Genomic DNA, 18051 nt, shown 5'->3' on the forward strand with positions numbered 1-18051 from the left:
CGCGCCGTTCACGCCGGACCACTGCGATGACAACGGATTTCTGCAAACCATCCCGTCGTTCGCCGCGCGATCGCATCGTCGAGGCTGCGCGTGATCTCTTTCGCCGCCGCGGCATTCGCGGAACCGGCGTCGATGCGATTGCCGATGCTGCCGAGAGCAACAAGATGACGCTCTACCGCCACTTCAGTTCGAAGGACGAGCTGATCGTCGAATGCCTGCGCCATGCGGGAATGGAGATGGATGGCTTCTGGCGCGAACTGGAAGACCAGCACCCGGGCGACGGTATCGGTCAGCTCAGGGCCTGGGTCCGGCGTATCGCCGAGCACCTCGGCGAGGACAAGTGCCAATGCGAAATGATGAGCGCCGCCGTGCAGCTGACCGATGAGGATCACCCTGGCCGCGAGGTGATCCGCCTCTTCAAGGATGCGCAGCGCGACCGGGTCGTCGAGCTGTGCCGCCGGGCCGGCATCGCCGACGCAGAGCTGCTCGGCGACACGCTGCTGCTGCTGATCGATGGCGCGCGCGCCGCGCAGCAGAGCAGCGGCGCCGAAGGGCCAAGTGCTCGTTTCGCCGAGATCGCCGATGCGGCGATCCTGTCTTTTGCCGGCAACAGCACCGCCTCCAAGTAGCGGCCGTTGCCTACCGCTGGGCTGGCCAGTCCGGGTGATGGCTGTCGATCACGAACACATGGGTGTGGCGGTGGCCGCTGCCGACGCGCGTCGCACCGGCAAGATGGGGGTGATCGCCCGCCAGCGCATGATGGGTGTGTTCGATTTCGTCCGGGTCGGGCGCGGGCCAGAGCCGGGCGGCCGCGGCGACAGCGCCGATGGCGATGAGGCCAAGCGCGATGAAGGTCGTGCCGAGCCCGGCGGTAGCGCCGAGCCAGCCGGCCAGCGGATAGGTGATCAGCCAGCAGGCATGCGAAAGGGCGAACTGCGCTGCAAAGAGCGCCGGCCGGTCTTCGGGCTGGGCGGAGCGGCGCAGCAACCGGCCGGACGGCGTCTGGGTCAGCGAGTAGCCGATACCGATGGCGAGCCACAGCGGCAGCAGCGAAGCGAAATTTGGAACGAGGGGCCCGATGAACAGGCCGGCGACGAGGATCGTCGCCCCGGAAAACATCGCGAAACGGTCAGGCGTCCTGTCGAGCAGGCGCGGCAGCATCAGCGCGGCAATCATCGAGCCGCAGCCAAAGGCGGCAAGCGCGATCGCCGTGTCGGTCTGGGTAAGGTCGAAGCCGGCCTGAACCAGCACCACCGTGTTGACGATGACCATCGAACCCGCCGCCGAGACCGCGAGATTGAGCGCGAGCAGGCCGCGCAGCCGTGGCGTCGAGAGATAAATGCGCAGACCCCGTGTCGTGCGGTCGTAGATACCGCGCCGTTCCGCAGCCTTCGGGCTTGGCAGCGCGACGGACACGACGAAGGCGGCCGAGGCGAGGAAGCCGATCACCGTGCCGGCAAACAGGTCATGGAAACTGACGACGGTAAGCAGTGCCGCAGCGAGCATCGGGCTTGCGACGCTTTCGAGATCATAGGCAAGCCGCGAGAGCGACAGGGCGCGGGTGTATTCCTTTTCATCCGGCAGCACGTCGGGAATGGTCGCCTGGAAGGTGGGGGTAAAGGCGGCCGAGGCCGACTGCAGCACGAAGATCAGCACATAGACCTGCCAGATCTCGGTCACGAACGGCAGGAACAGCGCGACGGCGGCGCGCACCAGATCGAGGCTGACGAGCATGGCACGGCGTGGAAGCCGTTCGGCGAAGGCGGCGGCGATCGGCGCCACGCCGACATAGGCGATCATCTTGATCGCGAGCGCCGTCCCGAGCACCGCGCCCGCTTCGGCGCCGGCCAGATCATAGGCGAGAAGGCCAAGCGCGACGGTTGCGAGGCCGGTTCCGATCAGCGCGATCACCTGCGCCAGGAACAGGTGGCGATAGGTGCGGTTTGCGAGGATCTGCAGCATGATGATTGGGCCTCGCTCGGTGGCGGTTTGTGGCAGCGGATTTGCTGCTCAGAGGTATTTCGTGATCGCCTTGAACTCGTCGATGGAGTGGCGCTGCTCGTGCGGAAGCGCCCCGATCGTGTCTTCAAGGCAATGGTCCAGGTGATCCTGGATCAGGGTTCGCTTCGCCTGGCTGATCGCCTTCTCCACTGCGTGGAGCTGCTGGGCGATGTCGAGGCAGGAGCGGCCGCCTTCGATCATGGTGATGACGCTCTTCAGGTGCCCCTCCGCGCGTTTCAGCCGCTTGACGATCTCGGGATGGGTGTCGTGTCTGTGCTCGCTCATATCAATATCCTATCCCCCTGGATAGGATATTTCAAGGGAGTGATTTTCGATGGTTGCTGCGGTGTCCGAAGGCGGGCGTTGTGGCGCCATGTATCTGGTCTATCCGGATCCAGATGCGGCGGGACCGGGTGCCCAGCGCCTGGGCGAAATCATCAGGCACGAGGCACGCGCCTGGCGCAATAGTCGTCCGTCTGCGCGTCTTTCCGGAATGTGCCCGCCGTTGCTTTAGGCCAGCCTCTTCGAGAGGCCGCGGCGGCCGCGCTCCATCACCACCCCGTGGTTCCAGCGAAAGACGGGTCTGAGGATAAAGGAAAGACGGACCATCCAGGGCTTCGTGACTGTCACGATCCAGTCATAGCGAACGCGGCAAGCGCTGCCTTCGCCTTGCAGGGTCCAGCGGCCGATGCCGTCGAGTTCGCCCAAGGCCCGGCCTTCGATGAAGAGAGGCGGCTCGACTTTGGTGGTCTCCATGTCGAAGACCAGTTCGTAGGGGAGTGCCGTCGACCAGCGCATGCGCCTGACGGCGCCGACACCATGTTCGTCCCCCTCGTTTAGCAGCGTAACCTGCTTCACCGATGGCCACCACTCGGGCCAGCGTTCCGGCGTGCTGAGTTCACGCCACACGTCTTCAAGCTGGGAGGCGATCGTCCATTCGGTGACGAGATGAAAGTTGGTCGACGACATCGCCGATCCCTCAACAGGCGGAACGCCTGAAGTATAACACGGCATGCGGACCTTGCGGCCCGCATGCGTCGTTTCACGCCGTCAGGCAGCGCGTGCAGCGGCGCCAAGCGGTTCCAGGTCGTCGAGCACCTTGTCGCCGTTGTAGACGGTCTCGTCGAGAATGCCTTCGCGCTTGGCGACGATCGTCGGCACGAGCGCCTGACCGGCGACGTTAACCGCCGTGCGGCCCATGTCGAGGATCGGGTCGATGGCGAGCAGCAGGCCGACCCCTTCGAGCGGCAGGCCGAGCGTCGAAAGCGTCAGCGTCAGCATGACAGTCGCGCCGGTGAGGCCGGCGGTTGCGGCAGAGCCGAGCACCGAGACGAAGACGATCAGCACATATTCCTGGATGCCGAGCGGCAGGCCGAAGAACTGCGCGATGAAGATCGCCGAGATGGCCGGGTAGATCGCGGCGCAGCCGTCCATCTTGGTGGTGGCGCCGAGCGGCACGGCGAAGGCGGCATATTCGCGCGGCACGCCGAGGCTCTTTTCGGTCACTGTTTCGGTAACGGGCAGGGTGCCGACGGAGGAGCGTGAAACGAAGGCGAGCTGGATCGCCGGCCAGGCGCCGGCAAAGAAGCGCGAGGGCCTCAGGCCGTGGCCGACGAGCAGCGCCGGGTAGACGACAAAGAGCACGATCGCAAGGCCGATATAGACGGCAGCGGTGTACCAGCCGAGCTGCGCCAGCGTTTCCCAGCCGTACTGGGCAACGGCGCGACCGAGCAGGCCGATCGTGCCGATCGGCGTCAGCCGGATAACCCACCAGAGGACCTTGCGCACAATCGCGAGAAGCGACTGGTTGAAGGCGAGGAACGGCTTGGCAGCATCGCCCACCTTCAGCGCCGCGGCGCCGACGGCGATCGAAACGACGAGGATCTGCAGCACGTTGAAATTGAGCGAGGTGGTGGCACCCGTGTCGGTGACCTTGGTGCTGGCTTCAAGGCCGAGCATGTTGGCGGGCACGAGGCCCTTCAGGAAATCGAGCCACGAGCCGGAATAGGAGGGGGCCTTGGCAGCTTCCTGCGAAACGGCCGAACCGATGCCCGGCTGAATGATCAGGCCGAGTGCGATGGCGATGACGACGGCGATGAGAGAGGTGATCGCGAACCAGAGCAGCGTCTGCCACACGAGCTTGGCGGCATTCTGCAGCGTCGCCAGGTTGGCGATCGAGGCGACGATGGCGGTAAAGACGAGCGGCGGTACGAGCGCACGCAGAAGCTGGACGAAGATCGAGCCGATCGTCTGCAGGGTGACCGTCAGCCAGTTGGCATTGCCGCTGGCATCGACGCCCATATTGCGGGCGATGAGGCCGAGCAGCAGGCCGATGACCATGGCCGCCAGGACTTGGAACCCGAAGGAAGCATAGATCGGCTTTGGTGAGGATTGGGTGGTTGCTTGGGACACGTCTTTCACTCTCATTGTGTGGCGGCGGCCACATTTTTAGGCAATGGCCGCCGCAAGTGCCCGAAAAATAGTCGAGTATTCTGGTCGAGATAAGAAAACCTTTGGCTCGAAAACTATTCCAAGTGGAATATTTTCCCGGATCAACCGCGCACTCTCGCTCCGGCCGGATTGCGCCTGAGGGCGGCGAAGCGGTCATCGATCTCTAAACCGGGCGAACTGACGAAAAACATTTCAATCCCGGCACGTCTCGTTGAAATCCTCTTTCTCTATAAAATTAGTATATAATGTAACCTGTCTGTCGTGGCCGGAGTTCGCCGCGTGTTGCGGAGCGCCTTGTGCGCTTCGCCCTCGGCAGGGTGATCTCCTCGAGTTTAAAGCGAGACAGGAGAGGATTGAGATGACACGCAAGATCCGGCTTGGAGCCTTTCTTCCCGGCGGCGGGCAGCATATTGCCGCCTGGCGCCATCCCGACCAGCCAGCCGACGGGGCGACCAGTTTCGAGTTTCACAAGCAGCTGGCGCTGACCGCCGAACGTGGTCTGTTCGATGCCTACTTTCTTGCCGACGGGCTAGCGATCGGCTTCGGTGGCGCGCGAGAGGGCGGCAATGCCCGTGTTGCCGGCTTCGAACCGGTGACCCTGTTTTCGGCGCTGGCGCCACTCACCACCCATCTCGGTTTCATAGCCACCTCGTCGACGACCTATGAGGAACCCTATACGACAGCGCGCAAGTTCGCGTCGCTCGACCTCATTTCCGGCGGTCGCGCCGGATGGAACGTGGTGACGACCACGGGTGATCCGACCGCCCAGAATTTCAACCGCGACACGCAGCTTCCGCATGCCGAGCGTTACCGGCGCGCCGCCGAGCATGTCGATGTGGTCAAGAAGCTCTGGGACAGTTTCGAGGACGATACCTTCATCCGCGACAAGCAAACGGGCGTCTTTTTCGATCCGGCGAAGCTGCACGACACGGATCACCGCGGCGAGCATTTCAAGGTCCGCGGCCCGCTCAACATTTCGCGCTCGCCGCAGGGACATCCCGTCATCGTGCAGGCCGGCCAGTCCGATGATGGCAGGGGCCTTGCCGCCGCCACTGCGGAGGTGATCTTCACGGCGCACCAGCACATCGAAACGGCGCAGGAATTCTATCGCGATATCAAGGCCCGCGCCCGGGGCCTGGGCCGCAACCCGGACCACATCCTGGTCATGCCCGGTGTCTCGCCCTTCGTCGGCCGTACGGAAGCCGAGGCGCGGGAGAAATACGAACGGCTGACCTCGCTCATCGTCGAGGAGGACGGCATCGGCCTGCTCAACGGCCTGACCGGCGGAACGCTCGATCTCCGTGGTTACGACCTCGACGGGCCGCTGCCGCCGGCGCCGCCGACCGAGGGCATGAAGAGCCGCCAGGCGCTGATCCGCCAGATCGCCGACGAGAACAACTTCACCATTCGCCAGCTCTACCAATGGATCGCGTCGGCGCGCGGCCACTACACGATTGTCGGTACGGCGGGGCAGATCGCCGATACCCTGCAGGAATGGTTCGAGAACGAAGCCGCCGATGGCTTCAACATCCTGCCGCCATGGTTCCCGACGGCGCTCGACGACTTCGTCGAGCTGGTGATCCCGGAATTGCAGCGTCGCGGCCTGTTCCGCACTGCCTACGAGGGCAAGACGCTGCGCGAAAACCTCGGCCTGCCCGTTCCCGTCAACCGCTGGACTGCTGCCCGGTCGGCCGTTCAGGCAGCAGAGTGAGGTGTTGCCATGTCCTATGAAACCATCAACCCCTCGCTTGCGGCAGGCTTTGCAACGGCGCGCCGTGAGGCTCTTGCCAAGAGTTCCACTTCGCCCGCCGCGCATTCCCGGCCGAACTCCGTGCCGCGCTGGCGCCGCCTGCTCGGCGCAATCGTCGCCCGCTACGGCCTCGTGCTTACGTTTCTGGCCTTCTGGCAGGTTGCAAGCACCGTGGGCTGGGTCAACGCGGCGGTGTTTCCGCCGCTCGACGTGATCCTGTCGGCCCTTTGGGACGGCATCGCCGGCGGCGCGCTGCTCGACGACATCGCCATCAGCCTGCAGCGGTCGGGCATTGCCTTTGCAGCCGCCGTCGCGGTGGGAATCCCGCTCGGGCTGTTCATGGGCCAGGTCCGGCTTGTCGAACAGGCACTCGACCCCGTCCTTCAGCTTTTCCGCCAGACCTCGGCCCTGGCGCTCTACCCGGTCTTCATTCTGCTGCTCGGTCTCGGCGAAACGTCGAAGGTCTTCGTGATCTTCTGGGCGACGCTCTTTCCGATCCTCCTGTCGACGATCGGTGGGGTCAAGGAGGTCGACAGGAAGCTGATCGAGATGGCTCGCACCTACGGCGCCGGCTCGCTCGCCGTCTTCCGCCGCGTGGTTCTGCCGGCCTCCGTGCCTGCGATCTTCGTCGGCCTCAGGCTCTCGGCCACGACCGCGTTGCTGCTTCTGATCGCTGCCGAAATGATCGGAGCGAACAAGGGCATCGGCTTCCAGGTGATGAACGCCCAATACAACTTCCAGATCCCGCTGATGTTTGCATCGATCCTGCTGCTTGCCCTGCTCGGTCTCGCCGCCAATGCGCTGCTCGTTCTCATCCAACGCAATCTCTGCCGCTGGTCTGCGCCGAACGCCTGACCGCCTTACCAGTTCCCCTTCGAAAGGATATCGAGATGACCTTCCACCCCCGCAATCTTCTTCTCTCGGCAGCCGTCACACTTGGCCTTGTTTCACCGGCGGCCGCTGCCGACGCGGTCACGCTTCGCTATCTCGCCAGCCAAGGCGGTCTGTCGGCACATGAACTCGCGCAGGAACTCGGCTATTTTGATGGAACCGGCATCACGATCGAGAGCGTCGGCTACGCCACCGGCGGCCCGGCATCACTGATCGCGCTGGCCTCCGGCGACGTCGAGATCGGCAGTGCGGCGACATCGGCCGTGCTGAACTCGATTATCAGCGGCAACGATTTCGTGGCCGCCTATCCCTCCAACGGCATCAATGACGAAGTGCAGTCGATCTTCTACGTGCTGGAAGACAGCCCGATCAAAAGCATCAAGGACATCGCCGGCAAGAGCATAGCGGTGAACACGCTCGGTGCGCACCTCGACTATACGATCCGCGAGGCCTTGCACTCTGTCGGCCTGCCGACAGATGCCGCCAACCAGGTCGTCGTGCCCGGTCCGCAACTGGAACAGGTCCTGCGCTCCGGCCAGGTGGATATCTCGGCCTTCGGCTATTGGCAGACGACCTTCGAGGGCGCGGCTCGTAAGAATGGTGGTCTGCGCGCGATCTTCGACGACACCGACGTGCTCGGCGAGATCGCCGGCGGCTTCGTCGTGCTCAGACGCGACTTCGTGAAGGAGCATCCGGAAGCGGCAAAGACCTTCGTGCTGCAGTCGGCCCGCGCGCTCGACTATGCCCGCGAACATCCGCAGGAAACGAAGGACATCCTTGCCAAGGCCCTGAAAGCCCGCGGGGAAAATCCTGAGATCGCCCAGTACTTCCGCGGCTATGGGGTGCGGGCCGGTGGCCTGCCGGTCGAGCGTGACCTCCAATTCTGGATCGACGTGCTGGTGCGCGAAGGCAAGCTCAAGCAGGGCCAACTGGCGCCAAGGGACGTGCTCTTGGCCGTCGACGGCGCAACGGCCAGCAACTGAGGACGTTCCATGAGCGTTACCCAGAACCCTCGCCGGGGAGAGGTGACGATCCGTCACCTCTCCAAGTCCTACCGCCTGAACGGCACGCCCTTGCCTGTGCTTCGGGATATCAACCTTAATATCCGCTCCGGCGAGACGCTCGCTATCGTCGGCGCCAGCGGTTCGGGCAAGACGACCCTGCTTCGGGTGCTGGCGGGTCTTGAGGATCCGGATGCCGGAGAGGTGCTGATCGACGGAAAGCTGACGAGAGGTGTCGGCACCGACCGTGCCGTGATCTTCCAGGAGCCGCGGCTCCTGCCCTGGCTGACGGTGCTCGACAATGTCGGCTTCGGGCTGGAGACGCGTGGTCTTTCCCGTGGGCAGGCACGAGACCGGGCGCGGCGCTACGTGCAACTGGTCGGCCTGCAACAGTTCGAAGACGCCTATCCGCGGCAATTGTCGGGCGGTATGGCGCAACGCGTCGGCATTGCCCGGGCGCTTGCGGTCCAGCCGGAAATCCTGCTGCTCGACGAGCCGCTGGGCGCGCTGGACGCCATGACCAAGATCAGCATGCAGCAGGAGTTGGCGCGGATCTGGCGCGACGAGGACGTGACAACCGTGCTCGTCACCCATGATCTCGAGGAGGCGATCTATCTCGCCGACCGTATCCTCATCCTGCCGCGCGAAAAGGGCGGCGAACCTCGGCTGATCGAGATCGACCTGCCGCGGCCGCGCGACCGCAGCGCCAGCGCCTTCGTGCGCCAGCGCGAGGAACTGCTCGGCATCTTCGGACTGCACTAAGGTCGCGTGCGGAACGGTTGCAGCGATTACGCGTTATTCTCTCTCGACGTTCGCATCCACCGGGGGCGATGCTGCCAGATGGTCGGATGCTCAGCCGAGACAGGAGCAACGCCATGAAGCTTTCGAACGGAATGTCATTCGCCGCAATCGTTTTTGCCCTTGGCACGGCAACACCGGCGCTCGCCAACGGCTTCTACACCGGCATCGATCCGCACAATCCGCCGGGCACCCAGAACCGGGTGCTCTACGGGCAACCCTACTATGTCGAACCCGCGCCCGGCCCGGTCTATGTCGAGCCTGTAGAGCCGCAAGTCTATGTCGATCCGATGCCGACTGGCAGCATCTATGTCGATCCGTATGTCGATCCGGCGCCGGGTTATGTCTACCGCCCGCCGGCCCGCACGCTGGGTGATGCCCGCCAGCGCTACACGGGCGAGTATCAGAGCGGCGGACAGGGCGACTACTATCTGGGCGTCGCGCATCCGCCGCAGGTTCCCTGAAGAACCGGTTAAGCGAAGGGGCGCGGCAGTACCGCCGCGCTCCCTGATTCGGCCGGGTGCCTGAATTCAGATGCCTATTTCAGATGCCTGGAGTTTGAGGCGTCGCCTGTCGCTAGCGCCAACCAAGTGCCGGCGCGACATGCTTGAGGATCGCCTCGATCACATGGGCGTTGTACTCGACGCCAAGCTGGTTCGGGACCGTCAGGAGCAGCGTGTCGGCCTCGGCAATCGCCTCGTCCTTTGCCAGTTGCTCGACCAGCACGTCGGGTGCTGCGGCGTAGCTGCGCCCGAAAATCGCCCGCGTCTTGTCGTCGATGAAACCGATCTGGTCTTCCTGCTTGTTTCCGCCGCCGAAATACATGCGGTCGCGATCGTCCACCAACGCAAAGATGCTGCGGCTGACCGAGACGCGCGGCTCGCGCATGTGCCCCGCCGCCTTCCAGGCTTCCCGGTAGGCGCGGATCTGGTCGGCCTGCTGGACATGGAACGGCAGCCCGGTCTCGTCATCCTTCAGCGTCGAGCTCTGCAAGTTCATGCCGAGCTTGGCGGCCCAGACGGCCGTGGCGTTCGAGCTTGCGCCCCACCAGATGCGTTCTCTGAGGCCCGCGGAATGCGGCTCGAGGCGCAGCAGGCCGGGAGGATTGGGGAACATCGGCCGCGGATTGGGTTCGGCGAAGCCTTCGCCGCGCAGGACGTCGAGCAGCACTTCCGCGTGCCTTCTTGCCATGTCGCTCTCAGTCTCGCCCTCGGACGGCTGGTAGCCGAAGTGGCGCCAGCCATCGATCACCTGTTCCGGCGAGCCGCGGCTGATGCCGAGCTGCAGCCGTCCGCCGGCGATGAGATCGGCCGCACCCGCATCCTCGGCCATGTAGAGCGGGTTCTCGTAGCGCATGTCGATGACGGCGGTGCCGATCTCGATCCGGCTCGTCTTTGCACCGACCGCCGCCAAAAGCGGAAACGGCGAGGCGAGCTGGCGGGCGAAGTGATGAACGCGGAAATAGGCGCCGTCTACGCCGAGTTCTTCGGCCGCAACGGCGAGATCGATCGATTGCAGCAGGGCGTCGCCCGCCGATCGCGTCTGCGACTGCGGCGAGGGCGTCCAGTGTCCGAAGGAAAGAAAACCGATCTTCTTCATGGCCGTGCCGCCTCCTCGATGGAACCAGCCGCTTCCATGGCATAATTCGGTTCCCGGATACAGCCGGTGTCTGGTGACTTCGCCGTGAACGGCGGCGCGTGGGGATGCGCTCGCACCGCCGCCCTCAAGTCTTTCATCGCACCTGCAGGCGCGCTTTCATATTTGGGTGAAAGCGGCAGGTATAGTCGAAGGTTCCGGCCTTGGTGACGGTGAGTGTCGCCATCTTTTTCGGTGGTATCACCACGTCGAAATCACCCTTGGCCGTTGCCGTGTGCGCCATGACGTCCTTGTTGTCCCACTCGATCACGTCGCCGACGGCGGCGCTGATTTCGGCGGGCGAAAACACGAGCTTTTCGATCGTCACCCGGATGGTCTCCGCCCACGCCGATGGCGCAGCCAGCATCAGAGCCAGGCCGGAAATGGCGCCAAGGCTTCGCTTCCGCATCATGTCGCGGCCTACTTCATCATCCCGGCGACATGCTCGGCATGTTGCTGGTGCCCCTGGAACAGCTTGAGCCCGGTCTCCAGCAGGTCCTTGAGCTCGGCATTCTTCGCGGAGGGAATAAGCAGGGTTTCAAGCGCGCCATTGACCTGCTTGTGGTAGGCCACCTCGTTGGCGACATAGGCCTTGTCGAAGTCGGCGCCGCTCAGCTTCGCCAGCTTTTCACGCTCTTGCGTAGCCGCTTTCGTCAGCGCGCGGCTGGTGTCGTTGTCTTCGGGCGTCACCTTGAGCTTCTTGACGAGATCGAGGGCCTGCTTGTTCACGGCCTCGTGGTCGCGCAGCATGTCGTTGGCAAAGCCGATGACCTCCTTGTCCTTCGAGATTTTCAGGGCCTGCTTGGCGGCCTCGATATCGATGACGCCGGCGGTATAGGCGATATGGGCGATTTGCGGATCTTTGACCTTCGTGTCGGCTGCATGGGTAGCGCCACCGATGAGACAGGCGACGGCGAGGGCTGAAGTGAAACGGGCATACATCGGGAACTCCTTTTCCGGCCGCAAGTGGCACCGGTCTTGATGGATGACACCCGTTGGATGCGCGCCGCAGTCAAAGGTTCCCGAAAATGTCAGCCTGATAGCCCGAGCCGGTGCATGACCGCCTCCGTCAATCGCGCGCAGCGACGTCCAGCGAAGGGAAAGGCATTCAGGAGCACCGGCCCGACCTGGCGATCGATCTGCTGACGGACGAGCTGACGAGCCCGGTAGAGGCGGCTCCTGACCGTCTTTGGGTTGATGCTGAGGAGGGCGGCGGTTTCTTCGACGCTCATCGCTTCGATGACGCGGGCGGTAAAGACCAGGCGGAAGGCTTCCGGCAAAGCGTCGGCGGCCTCTTCCACCAGCCGCAGGATCTGACGCTGCGCGAGGCTGCGTTCCGGATCGTCGGCGTTCGCAGCATTGGGAAAGGGTACGATCTCGGCGCCGGCGTTGTCCGTCGGAAGCGGAACCTCCCGTCGCGTCGCCGACCGGCGCAGGCGTCCGAGCGCCTCGTTCAACACGACCCGATGCAGCCAGGTGGCGAGGCTGGCATCGCCACGAAACGTTTCGAGGTGTTCGAACGCGCGCAGATAGGCTTCCTGCACCACATCCTCGGCGATGCTGTCGTTGCGCACGACGGCGCGCGCGATGCGAAAAAGCCGCTGGTTGTGCCTTGTCATGATGATCCGGAAGGCTTCCGGATCCCTCGCAAGCGCACGCTCGACGAGAGTCTCGTCCGTCAAATGGTCCGCTTCCGCCGTGGCGGGTTTTGTCTGCACGGCATCCTTCATCATCCACCTCCAAACCACCGTTTGATGCGGATCGGGCAAAAACGTTCCCGAGAAAACATACGCCGCGTTAGCGGCAACCGAAATAGGGGCAGGGGCGTGCTTCCAGTCGCGAGGGTGTCTCTACGAAGCGGCATTTCGCGTGTTTTCGCCAGCGGAAGTTGGGTCTTGGGGCGCTGTTCGCGCAGCGGTATTGGCAAGCCCTCTTTTTTTCTCTGGCCAGGGAACTGGGGTTCCCTCTGGCGAGTTTGAGGATCGGCGACCCCGGTGTGCAGGGGCGCGTATCGCGGTCGCATCTTCGCACTAGGAGAGACGACGATGAAGCATCAAACAATAGAACAGTTGCAGGCGCTCGCCGAAATTCGTCCCGATCCCGTCATGACGAGAACGGAACGGCTTCAGCGTTGGGCCGAACTCTTGGAAAGCAATCCCGATCGCCGGCTTGGCACGCTTTCCGGTACTGAACGTGCGACTGCTGCCGTGCGTCAGGCCATGCAGGTCAACGGTTCGCCCATGACCGTCGCCTTCGAGGATACGCAATTGCGCCTCGCGGGGCTCGCAGACGACAGCTACGGCGAAGCAAAACGCTTTTTCGAAATATCGGATCATCAGCTGCACGACATCGTCTGCGACTGCAATTTCGGTAGTTCGGTGCGGGCTGCCTATGCCGCCCGTCGGGTTCGCGCGGCCATTGGTCTCTGGCCGCGTCTGAAGGCGCTCTTTAGCTGAGGGCTGAGCCCATCGGCCAGCCTCGGGGGAAGCCAGGGCGCCAGCCGGAAGCTTCCCTAACCTCCTGTTTCTCGTAAGCGGCGCGGCCTCGCTTTCGCGCCCGGTAAGGATATTGCGCCCGACTGGGTGGCAAACCTGGTTTTGGTCAGCCCGAGCCGATGCGCACCGCGTTGCAACGGACACAGTGTGGTCGTCGCGCGGCATGGCGCAAACCTAGCCCGAGGGAGTATATCGCGATCCTCCCCTCTTGCAGCATCATCCCCTCAACGCCGGTGCCGCGCGGCTCGCCGGGGGTGGAGGGATGTAGCCGCGGGAGGAGGATTTCATGACATTGGCAGCAGTAACCCGGGCTCTGGGTGCAACGTCCGCGCTGGCGATCCTGGTCGGCACGGCGCAGCCGGTTTGGGCCGCACCCGATCTGATCGTGCTCAACGGCGACGTGCGCACGGTGGACCAGGGCAAGCCGAAGGCACAGGCCTTCGCAATCGAGAACGGCAAGTTCACCGCAGTCGGCAGCAACGACGAGATCAAGGCACTGGCCGATGCCGAGACCAAGGTGATCGACGCCGGCGGCAAGACCGTGACCCCTGGCTTCATCGACGGGCATACGCACCTCACATCTGGCATGGACATGGTGACCGGCGTCGACCTCTCCTACATCCCGGACAAGAAGACCTGGCTCGAAAAGATCAAGGAAGCCGATCAGCGCCTGCCGAAGGGCGTCTGGCTGATGGGCGGCGGCTGGGACTACACGCTCGGCGAGGGCAAGCTGCCGACAAAGGAAGACCTCGACGCCGTGGTGCCGGATCGCGTGGTGGTCCTGCGAGATATCGATTTCCATTCCGTCTGGGTCAATTCCAAGGCGCTCGAAGTGGGCGGCGTTACCGCGAAGTCGGAAGTCGAAGAGGGCGGGCAGGTGCTCTTGAACGACAAGGGCGAGCCGAGCGGCATCCTGCTCGAAAAGGCCGGCGACCTCGTCGAGAAGCATCGTCCGGTGGCGACCGACAGCGAGCGGCGGGCAGCGCTGCTTGAGACGATGAAGTTTGCCAACAGCCTGGGGATCACCGGCGTCAACGACATGTCGGATCTCGCCGCCGTGCACGACTATGCCGCGATCCTCTCGGAAAAGAAGATGCCGCTTCGCGTCTGGTACGGCTTCTTCGAAGGAGATCCGAAGAAGATTGCCGCAGCGGTCAAGGATCGCGACGAGGTCGACAAAGCGGCCGCCGATTCCGGCGAGCAGGAGGTAAAGGGGCCGATGCTCAAGCTCGGCTACACCAAGTCGGTGATCGACGGGGTGCTCTCGACCCGCACCGCCTATATGCATGAGGACTATTCCGACCAGCACGGCTGGAAGGGCAAGCCCTTCGAGACCAAGGAGCAGCTGGCGGCGGCAATCAAGGCCTCCAACGAAAACGGCTTCCCGACGGCGGTGCATGCGATCGGCGATGGCGGCGTCAGCCTCGTTCTCGACGCTTTCGCCGAAGCCTCCGTGCCCCGGCCGCAGCCGAACCGTATCGAGCATATCGAGGTGGTCGAGACCAAGGACATCCAGCGCTTCAAGGATCTCGGTGTCGTCGCCTCGATGCAGCCGAACCATGCGACCGGCACGATCGGTAAGTACATCACCGAACGCATCGGTACCGATCGCGAGCCGCGGGCCTATGTCTGGCATTCGATGCTCGACGCCGGCGTACCGCTGGTGTTCGGTTCGGACTGGCCGACATCGCCGCTGAGCCCGCTGACTCAGATCAACGATGCCGTCTTCCGCGAGAGCCCCTTTGGCTTGGGTGACGGTCCCTGGCACCCCGAGCAAGCGGTCACCTTCGACCAGGCCCTGCATGGTCTCACCCAGGCGGGTGCCGACATGACGCCTTGGGGCGGTGAGATCGGCTCGATCAGCGTCGACAAGTGGGCGGATTTCGTCGTGATCGACGGCACTCTGTCCGATCCACTCGACCGTTCGATCCGCGAGCGCAAGGTGGAGGCGACCTATCTCGCCGGAAACGAGGTCTATCGCCGGCCCTGATCGGGGGCGGCAGCGTCCTTCTCTTGCCGGTCGCCGTGCGAGGACACGTCGATCGGCAGCCTTCCCACCGATCCAGATCACGCTCGGCCGGCGCTACCAGCGCCGGCCGATTTGCCGTTCAGGGCCATGGTGCACTAGCTTAGTGCCTGAAAATTCATAATAATTTCGCTTCACTTTGGAGCTTATCAAGCTAAGGACGCGATGGAATGGCGTTGGACTCGTTGGACGTGCGGCTGCTGCGGATCTTCGTGACAATCGTGGAGGCGGGTGGTTTTGCGGCGGCGCAGGGCGAGCTCAACCTGTCGCTCTCGACGATCTCCAACCATATCTCGGCGCTGGAAAGTCGCCTGGGTCTGATCCTCTGCCAGCGGGGCCGGTCCGGTTTCCGTCTTACCGAGGAGGGGCGTGCAGTCTACGAGGAGGCCAAGCGCCTGTTCGGCACGATCGACCAGTTCGATATCCGCATGAAGGGGCTACAGCACCGGCTGAACGGCACGCTTTCCGTTGGTCTGATCGACAACACCCTGTCCGACCCGGCCTCCCGTCTGACCCGCGTCTTTGCGCGGATGACGGATGAAGCGCCCGAGGTGGCGCTTTCGATCGTCACCCGACCGCCGCATGAACTGTTGCGCGACGTGATAACGGGCGAGCTCCACATCGCGATCGCGAGCTTCCCGCGCACGACGCTGGGGCTCGAATATGTCGATCTTTACGAGGAGACGCAGCGCTTCTATTGCGGGGCCGAGCATCCGCTGTTTTCCCGCGATGACAGCACGATCGAAATCGACGACATCCGGTCCTACAATCTGATCGGTCGCTCCTATTGGAATGCGCGCGACCTCAAGATATTCTCGATCGCCAATCCGCGCGCGACGGTCAGCGACATGGAGGCGGAGGCGCGGCTGATCCTTTCCGGGCGCTGTCTCGGCTATCTGCCCGATCACTTCGCCAGCCGCTATGTCAGCGCAGGGCTGCTGCGGCCGATCCGCCCGGATCTCTTCAGCTACAGGGCGCCTTTCCAGGCAGCCTTCGACAAGTCGCGGGCGAAATCGGGGCTGGTGCCGTTTTTCGTCAAGCTGCTGACGAGCGAGTTCGGCGTCGCGCCCTCCGGCCGAAGCGCCTCGCGGCTGCGTGCCGGACGTTAGAACGCCGGGTCGCTGCTGCGGCCCGGCGTTCTGAAGGAACAGATTACGTGGCCGGTTCTAGTCGAGCTCGAAGTTCTCTTTGTAGTCCTGCTTCAGGTGCTCCGGCTGGTTTTCCTTCTTCAGGATGCAATTGCCGACGACGAGGCGCTCGATCTCCGTTCCCATGAAGCAGCGATAGGCGTCTTCGGGATTGCAGACGATCGGCTCGCCACGCACGTTGAAGCTGGTGTTGACGAGCACCGGGCAGCCGGTGCGCGCCTTGAACCGGGTCAACAGCTCCCAGTAACGCGGGTTGGTCTCGCGGTGCACCGTCTGGATACGGGCGGAGTAATCGACATGGGTCACCGCCGGTATTTCCGAGCGCGGCACGTTGAGCAGATCGATGCCGAACAGATTTTCCTGCGGGTGATTGGCGTGCAGGCGGCGGCTTTCCAGGACGTCGCCGACAAGCAGCATGTAAGGGCTGTCGGTGTCGATATCGAACCAGTCCGACAGGTCTTCACGCCGGATCGACGGAGCGAAGGGACGGAAGCTCTCGCGATACTTGACCTTGAGATTGAGCATCTTCTGCATCGTCGGCGAACGGGCGTCGCCGAGGATCGACCGTCCGCCGAGAGCCCGCGGTCCGAATTCCATCCGCCCCTGCATCCAGCCGACCGCTTTTTCCTCGGTCAGCGCCGAGACGGTGGAGGAGGTGATCTCTTCGTCCGAGAGGACCTCGAAGTTCGCCCCGGCGTTGGCAAGCCGCTGCTCGACTTCACCTTGCGCGAAGGCCGGTCCCAGATAGCCGCCCGACATGGAATCGCTGTCCTTCACGACACGCGCGCTTCCAAGATATTCGTGCCAGACCGAGAGGGCCGCCCCGAGGGCGCCGCCCGCATCGCCTGCGGCGGGCTGGATCCAGATATCGTCGAAGATCCCGGCCTTCAGCAACTTGCCGTTCGCCACGCAGTTGAGCGCGACGCCACCGGCAAGGCAGAGGTTCTTTTCGCCTGTCTGGCGCCGGGCATAGCGGGCGAGCCGCATGACCGCCTCTTCGGTCACGACCTGCACGGAGGCCGCAAGGTCCATCTCGCGTTGGGTCAGCGGCGATTCCGGCTTGCGGGGTTCGCCTCCGAAGAGGTCGTGAAAGGCCGGCGAGGTCATCTTCAGGCCCGTGCAATAACCGAAATAGTGCTGGTCCAGACGGAAGGAGCCGTCGTCCTTGAGATCGATCAGGTTGTCGAGGATCGTCTGCGCAAAACGCGGCCGCCCGTAGGGCGCAAGCCCCATCACCTTGTACTCGCCCGAATTGACCTTGAAGCCCGTGTAATAGGTAAAGGCCGAATAAAGCAGGCCAAGGGAGTGCGGGAAATGCAGCTCCTTCAGGAAGTCGAGGCGATTGTCATGGCCATGGGCAAGCGATGTGGTGCACCACTCGCCGACGCCGTCCATGGTGAGGACTGCGGCTGAGGCGAAGGGCGAGGGAAAGAAGGCGCTCGCTGCATGGGACTGGTGGTGCTCGGTGAAAAGCAGCGAGCCATCCCATTCCTTCTTGCCGACAAGCTTGCCGAGATCCTTGCGCAGCATCTTCTTCTGGAAGAGCTTTTCCTTGATCCAGACCGGCATCGCCACGCGAAACGAACTGAAGCCGTGCGGCACTGTCGCAAGATAGGTCTCGACAAGCCGCTCGAACTTCAGGAACGGCTTTTCGTAGAAGACGACATGGTCGATGTCGTTCATGGTGCAGCCTGCTTCCGACAAGCAGTACTCTATTGCCCGCGCCGGAAAATCGGGGTCGTGTTTCCGGCGCGTAAAGCGCTCTTCCTGTGCAGCGGCTACGATGCGCCCGTCTTCGACGAGCGCGGCCGCGCTATCGTGGTAAAAGGCCGAGATACCGAGGATACGCACGATG

General features: G+C 63.6%; 18 protein-coding genes. 9 read left to right on the plus strand and 9 right to left on the minus strand.

Features of this window, described 5'->3' with window-relative positions; all coding sequences use genetic code 11:
• Positions 1–26: 26 nt before the first annotated feature.
• Positions 27–629 carry a TetR/AcrR family transcriptional regulator gene (locus tag FA04_RS20500; RefSeq protein ID WP_034789764.1) on the plus strand — a complete coding sequence of 201 codons (603 nt, stop codon included), beginning with the start codon at positions 27–29 and terminating at the stop codon, positions 627–629.
• A gap of 10 nt (positions 630–639) precedes the next feature.
• Here FA04_RS20500 and FA04_RS20505 read toward each other — a convergent pair whose 3' ends face one another.
• The 4 genes from FA04_RS20505 to FA04_RS20520 form a co-directional block, all read right to left on the minus strand.
• Positions 640–1962, minus strand: coding sequence for an MFS transporter (locus FA04_RS20505; RefSeq protein ID WP_034789762.1), 1323 nt, complete (start codon positions 1960–1962; stop codon positions 640–642).
• A gap of 48 nt (positions 1963–2010) precedes the next feature.
• Positions 2011–2286 carry a metal-sensing transcriptional repressor gene (locus FA04_RS20510; protein WP_089042985.1) on the minus strand — a complete coding sequence of 92 codons (276 nt, stop codon included), beginning with the start codon at positions 2284–2286 and terminating at the stop codon, positions 2011–2013.
• A gap of 225 nt (positions 2287–2511) precedes the next feature.
• On the minus strand, positions 2512–2970 hold the full coding sequence (locus FA04_RS20515) for an SRPBCC family protein (RefSeq protein ID WP_034789739.1): 459 nt from the start codon (positions 2968–2970) through the stop codon (positions 2512–2514).
• A gap of 81 nt (positions 2971–3051) precedes the next feature.
• On the minus strand, positions 3052–4413 hold the full coding sequence (locus FA04_RS20520) for a dicarboxylate/amino acid:cation symporter (protein WP_034789738.1): 1362 nt from the start codon (positions 4411–4413) through the stop codon (positions 3052–3054).
• 397 nt (positions 4414–4810) lie between these two features.
• Here FA04_RS20520 and FA04_RS20525 point away from each other — a divergent pair, with 397 nt between their 5' ends.
• From FA04_RS20525 to FA04_RS20545, 5 genes are all read left to right on the plus strand, one after another.
• A complete protein-coding gene (locus tag FA04_RS20525) occupies positions 4811–6163 on the plus strand; it encodes an LLM class flavin-dependent oxidoreductase (RefSeq protein WP_034789736.1) in 1353 nt (450 codons plus the stop codon).
• Between the two features lie 9 nt (positions 6164–6172).
• Positions 6173–7057 carry an ABC transporter permease gene (locus tag FA04_RS20530; RefSeq protein ID WP_034789734.1) on the plus strand — a complete coding sequence of 295 codons (885 nt, stop codon included), beginning with the start codon at positions 6173–6175 and terminating at the stop codon, positions 7055–7057.
• A gap of 35 nt (positions 7058–7092) precedes the next feature.
• Positions 7093–8076: an ABC transporter substrate-binding protein gene (locus FA04_RS20535; RefSeq protein ID WP_034789726.1), complete on the plus strand. Its 984-nt coding sequence runs from the start codon at positions 7093–7095 to the stop codon at positions 8074–8076.
• Between the two features lie 9 nt (positions 8077–8085).
• The gene (locus FA04_RS20540) at positions 8086–8856 is read left to right on the plus strand and encodes an ABC transporter ATP-binding protein (protein ID WP_034789724.1); all 771 of its coding nucleotides are present in this window, start codon (positions 8086–8088) and stop codon (positions 8854–8856) included.
• 113 nt (positions 8857–8969) lie between these two features.
• The gene (locus tag FA04_RS20545) at positions 8970–9356 is read left to right on the plus strand and encodes a hypothetical protein (RefSeq protein ID WP_034789721.1); all 387 of its coding nucleotides are present in this window, start codon (positions 8970–8972) and stop codon (positions 9354–9356) included.
• A 112-nt stretch (positions 9357–9468) separates the two neighbouring features.
• On the opposite strand, the gene FA04_RS20550 is transcribed toward FA04_RS20545, so the two are convergent.
• The 4 genes from FA04_RS20550 to FA04_RS20565 all read right to left on the minus strand — a co-directional run bounded on the left by FA04_RS20550 (position 9469) and on the right by FA04_RS20565 (position 12260).
• Positions 9469–10491: an LLM class flavin-dependent oxidoreductase gene (locus FA04_RS20550; RefSeq protein ID WP_034789718.1), complete on the minus strand. Its 1023-nt coding sequence runs from the start codon at positions 10489–10491 to the stop codon at positions 9469–9471.
• A 133-nt stretch (positions 10492–10624) separates the two neighbouring features.
• Positions 10625–10936 (minus strand): cupredoxin domain-containing protein, encoded by a 312-nt coding sequence (locus FA04_RS20555; protein ID WP_034789875.1) that lies wholly within the window; start codon positions 10934–10936, stop codon positions 10625–10627.
• Positions 10937–10947: 11 nt separating this feature from the next.
• Positions 10948–11469 carry a DUF4142 domain-containing protein gene (locus tag FA04_RS20560; protein WP_034789715.1) on the minus strand — a complete coding sequence of 174 codons (522 nt, stop codon included), beginning with the start codon at positions 11467–11469 and terminating at the stop codon, positions 10948–10950.
• Positions 11470–11558: 89 nt separating this feature from the next.
• The gene (locus FA04_RS20565) at positions 11559–12260 is read right to left on the minus strand and encodes an RNA polymerase sigma factor (protein ID WP_082584561.1); all 702 of its coding nucleotides are present in this window, start codon (positions 12258–12260) and stop codon (positions 11559–11561) included.
• Positions 12261–12572: 312 nt separating this feature from the next.
• On the opposite strand from FA04_RS20565, the gene FA04_RS20570 reads away from it, so the two are divergent.
• From FA04_RS20570 to FA04_RS20580, 3 genes are all read left to right on the plus strand, one after another.
• Complete coding sequence (locus tag FA04_RS20570; RefSeq protein WP_034789708.1) at positions 12573–12983, plus strand: hypothetical protein; 411 nt, start codon at positions 12573–12575, stop codon at positions 12981–12983.
• 325 nt (positions 12984–13308) lie between these two features.
• A complete protein-coding gene (locus FA04_RS20575) occupies positions 13309–15012 on the plus strand; it encodes an amidohydrolase (protein ID WP_034789705.1) in 1704 nt (567 codons plus the stop codon).
• Between the two features lie 206 nt (positions 15013–15218).
• Complete coding sequence (locus FA04_RS20580) at positions 15219–16157, plus strand: LysR family transcriptional regulator (RefSeq protein WP_034789702.1); 939 nt, start codon at positions 15219–15221, stop codon at positions 16155–16157.
• A 57-nt stretch (positions 16158–16214) separates the two neighbouring features.
• Here FA04_RS20580 and FA04_RS20585 read toward each other — a convergent pair whose 3' ends face one another.
• Positions 16215–18047: a carbamoyltransferase family protein gene (locus FA04_RS20585; RefSeq protein ID WP_034789695.1), complete on the minus strand. Its 1833-nt coding sequence runs from the start codon at positions 18045–18047 to the stop codon at positions 16215–16217.
• Positions 18048–18051: the final 4 nt, after the last annotated feature.

The sequence above is a fragment of the Ensifer adhaerens genome (assembly GCF_000697965.2).
GTDB lineage: Bacteria > Pseudomonadota > Alphaproteobacteria > Rhizobiales > Rhizobiaceae > Ensifer > Ensifer adhaerens.

What these genes read in the sequence shown, in the direction of transcription:
- FA04_RS20580 (WP_034789702.1), top strand. Translation starts at nt 15,219, where the DNA reads ATGGCGTTGGACTCGTTGGACGTGCGGCTGCTGCGGATCTTCGTGACA.
- FA04_RS20575 (WP_034789705.1), top strand. Translation starts at nt 13,309, where the DNA reads ATGACATTGGCAGCAGTAACCCGGGCTCTGGGTGCAACGTCCGCGCTG.
- FA04_RS20505 (WP_034789762.1), bottom strand. Translation starts at nt 1,962, where the DNA reads ATGCTGCAGATCCTCGCAAACCGCACCTATCGCCACCTGTTCCTGGCG.
- FA04_RS20525 (WP_034789736.1), top strand. Translation starts at nt 4,811, where the DNA reads ATGACACGCAAGATCCGGCTTGGAGCCTTTCTTCCCGGCGGCGGGCAG.
- FA04_RS20565 (WP_082584561.1), bottom strand. Translation starts at nt 12,260, where the DNA reads ATGATGAAGGATGCCGTGCAGACAAAACCCGCCACGGCGGAAGCGGAC.
- FA04_RS20515 (WP_034789739.1), bottom strand. Translation starts at nt 2,970, where the DNA reads ATGTCGTCGACCAACTTTCATCTCGTCACCGAATGGACGATCGCCTCC.
- FA04_RS20530 (WP_034789734.1), top strand. Translation starts at nt 6,173, where the DNA reads ATGTCCTATGAAACCATCAACCCCTCGCTTGCGGCAGGCTTTGCAACG.
- FA04_RS20500 (WP_034789764.1), top strand. Translation starts at nt 27, where the DNA reads ATGACAACGGATTTCTGCAAACCATCCCGTCGTTCGCCGCGCGATCGC.
- FA04_RS20545 (WP_034789721.1), top strand. Translation starts at nt 8,970, where the DNA reads ATGAAGCTTTCGAACGGAATGTCATTCGCCGCAATCGTTTTTGCCCTT.
- FA04_RS20540 (WP_034789724.1), top strand. Translation starts at nt 8,086, where the DNA reads ATGAGCGTTACCCAGAACCCTCGCCGGGGAGAGGTGACGATCCGTCAC.
- FA04_RS20570 (WP_034789708.1), top strand. Translation starts at nt 12,573, where the DNA reads ATGAAGCATCAAACAATAGAACAGTTGCAGGCGCTCGCCGAAATTCGT.
- FA04_RS20535 (WP_034789726.1), top strand. Translation starts at nt 7,093, where the DNA reads ATGACCTTCCACCCCCGCAATCTTCTTCTCTCGGCAGCCGTCACACTT.
- FA04_RS20555 (WP_034789875.1), bottom strand. Translation starts at nt 10,936, where the DNA reads ATGCGGAAGCGAAGCCTTGGCGCCATTTCCGGCCTGGCTCTGATGCTG.
- FA04_RS20550 (WP_034789718.1), bottom strand. Translation starts at nt 10,491, where the DNA reads ATGAAGAAGATCGGTTTTCTTTCCTTCGGACACTGGACGCCCTCGCCG.
- FA04_RS20560 (WP_034789715.1), bottom strand. Translation starts at nt 11,469, where the DNA reads ATGTATGCCCGTTTCACTTCAGCCCTCGCCGTCGCCTGTCTCATCGGT.
- FA04_RS20510 (WP_089042985.1), bottom strand. Translation starts at nt 2,286, where the DNA reads ATGAGCGAGCACAGACACGACACCCATCCCGAGATCGTCAAGCGGCTG.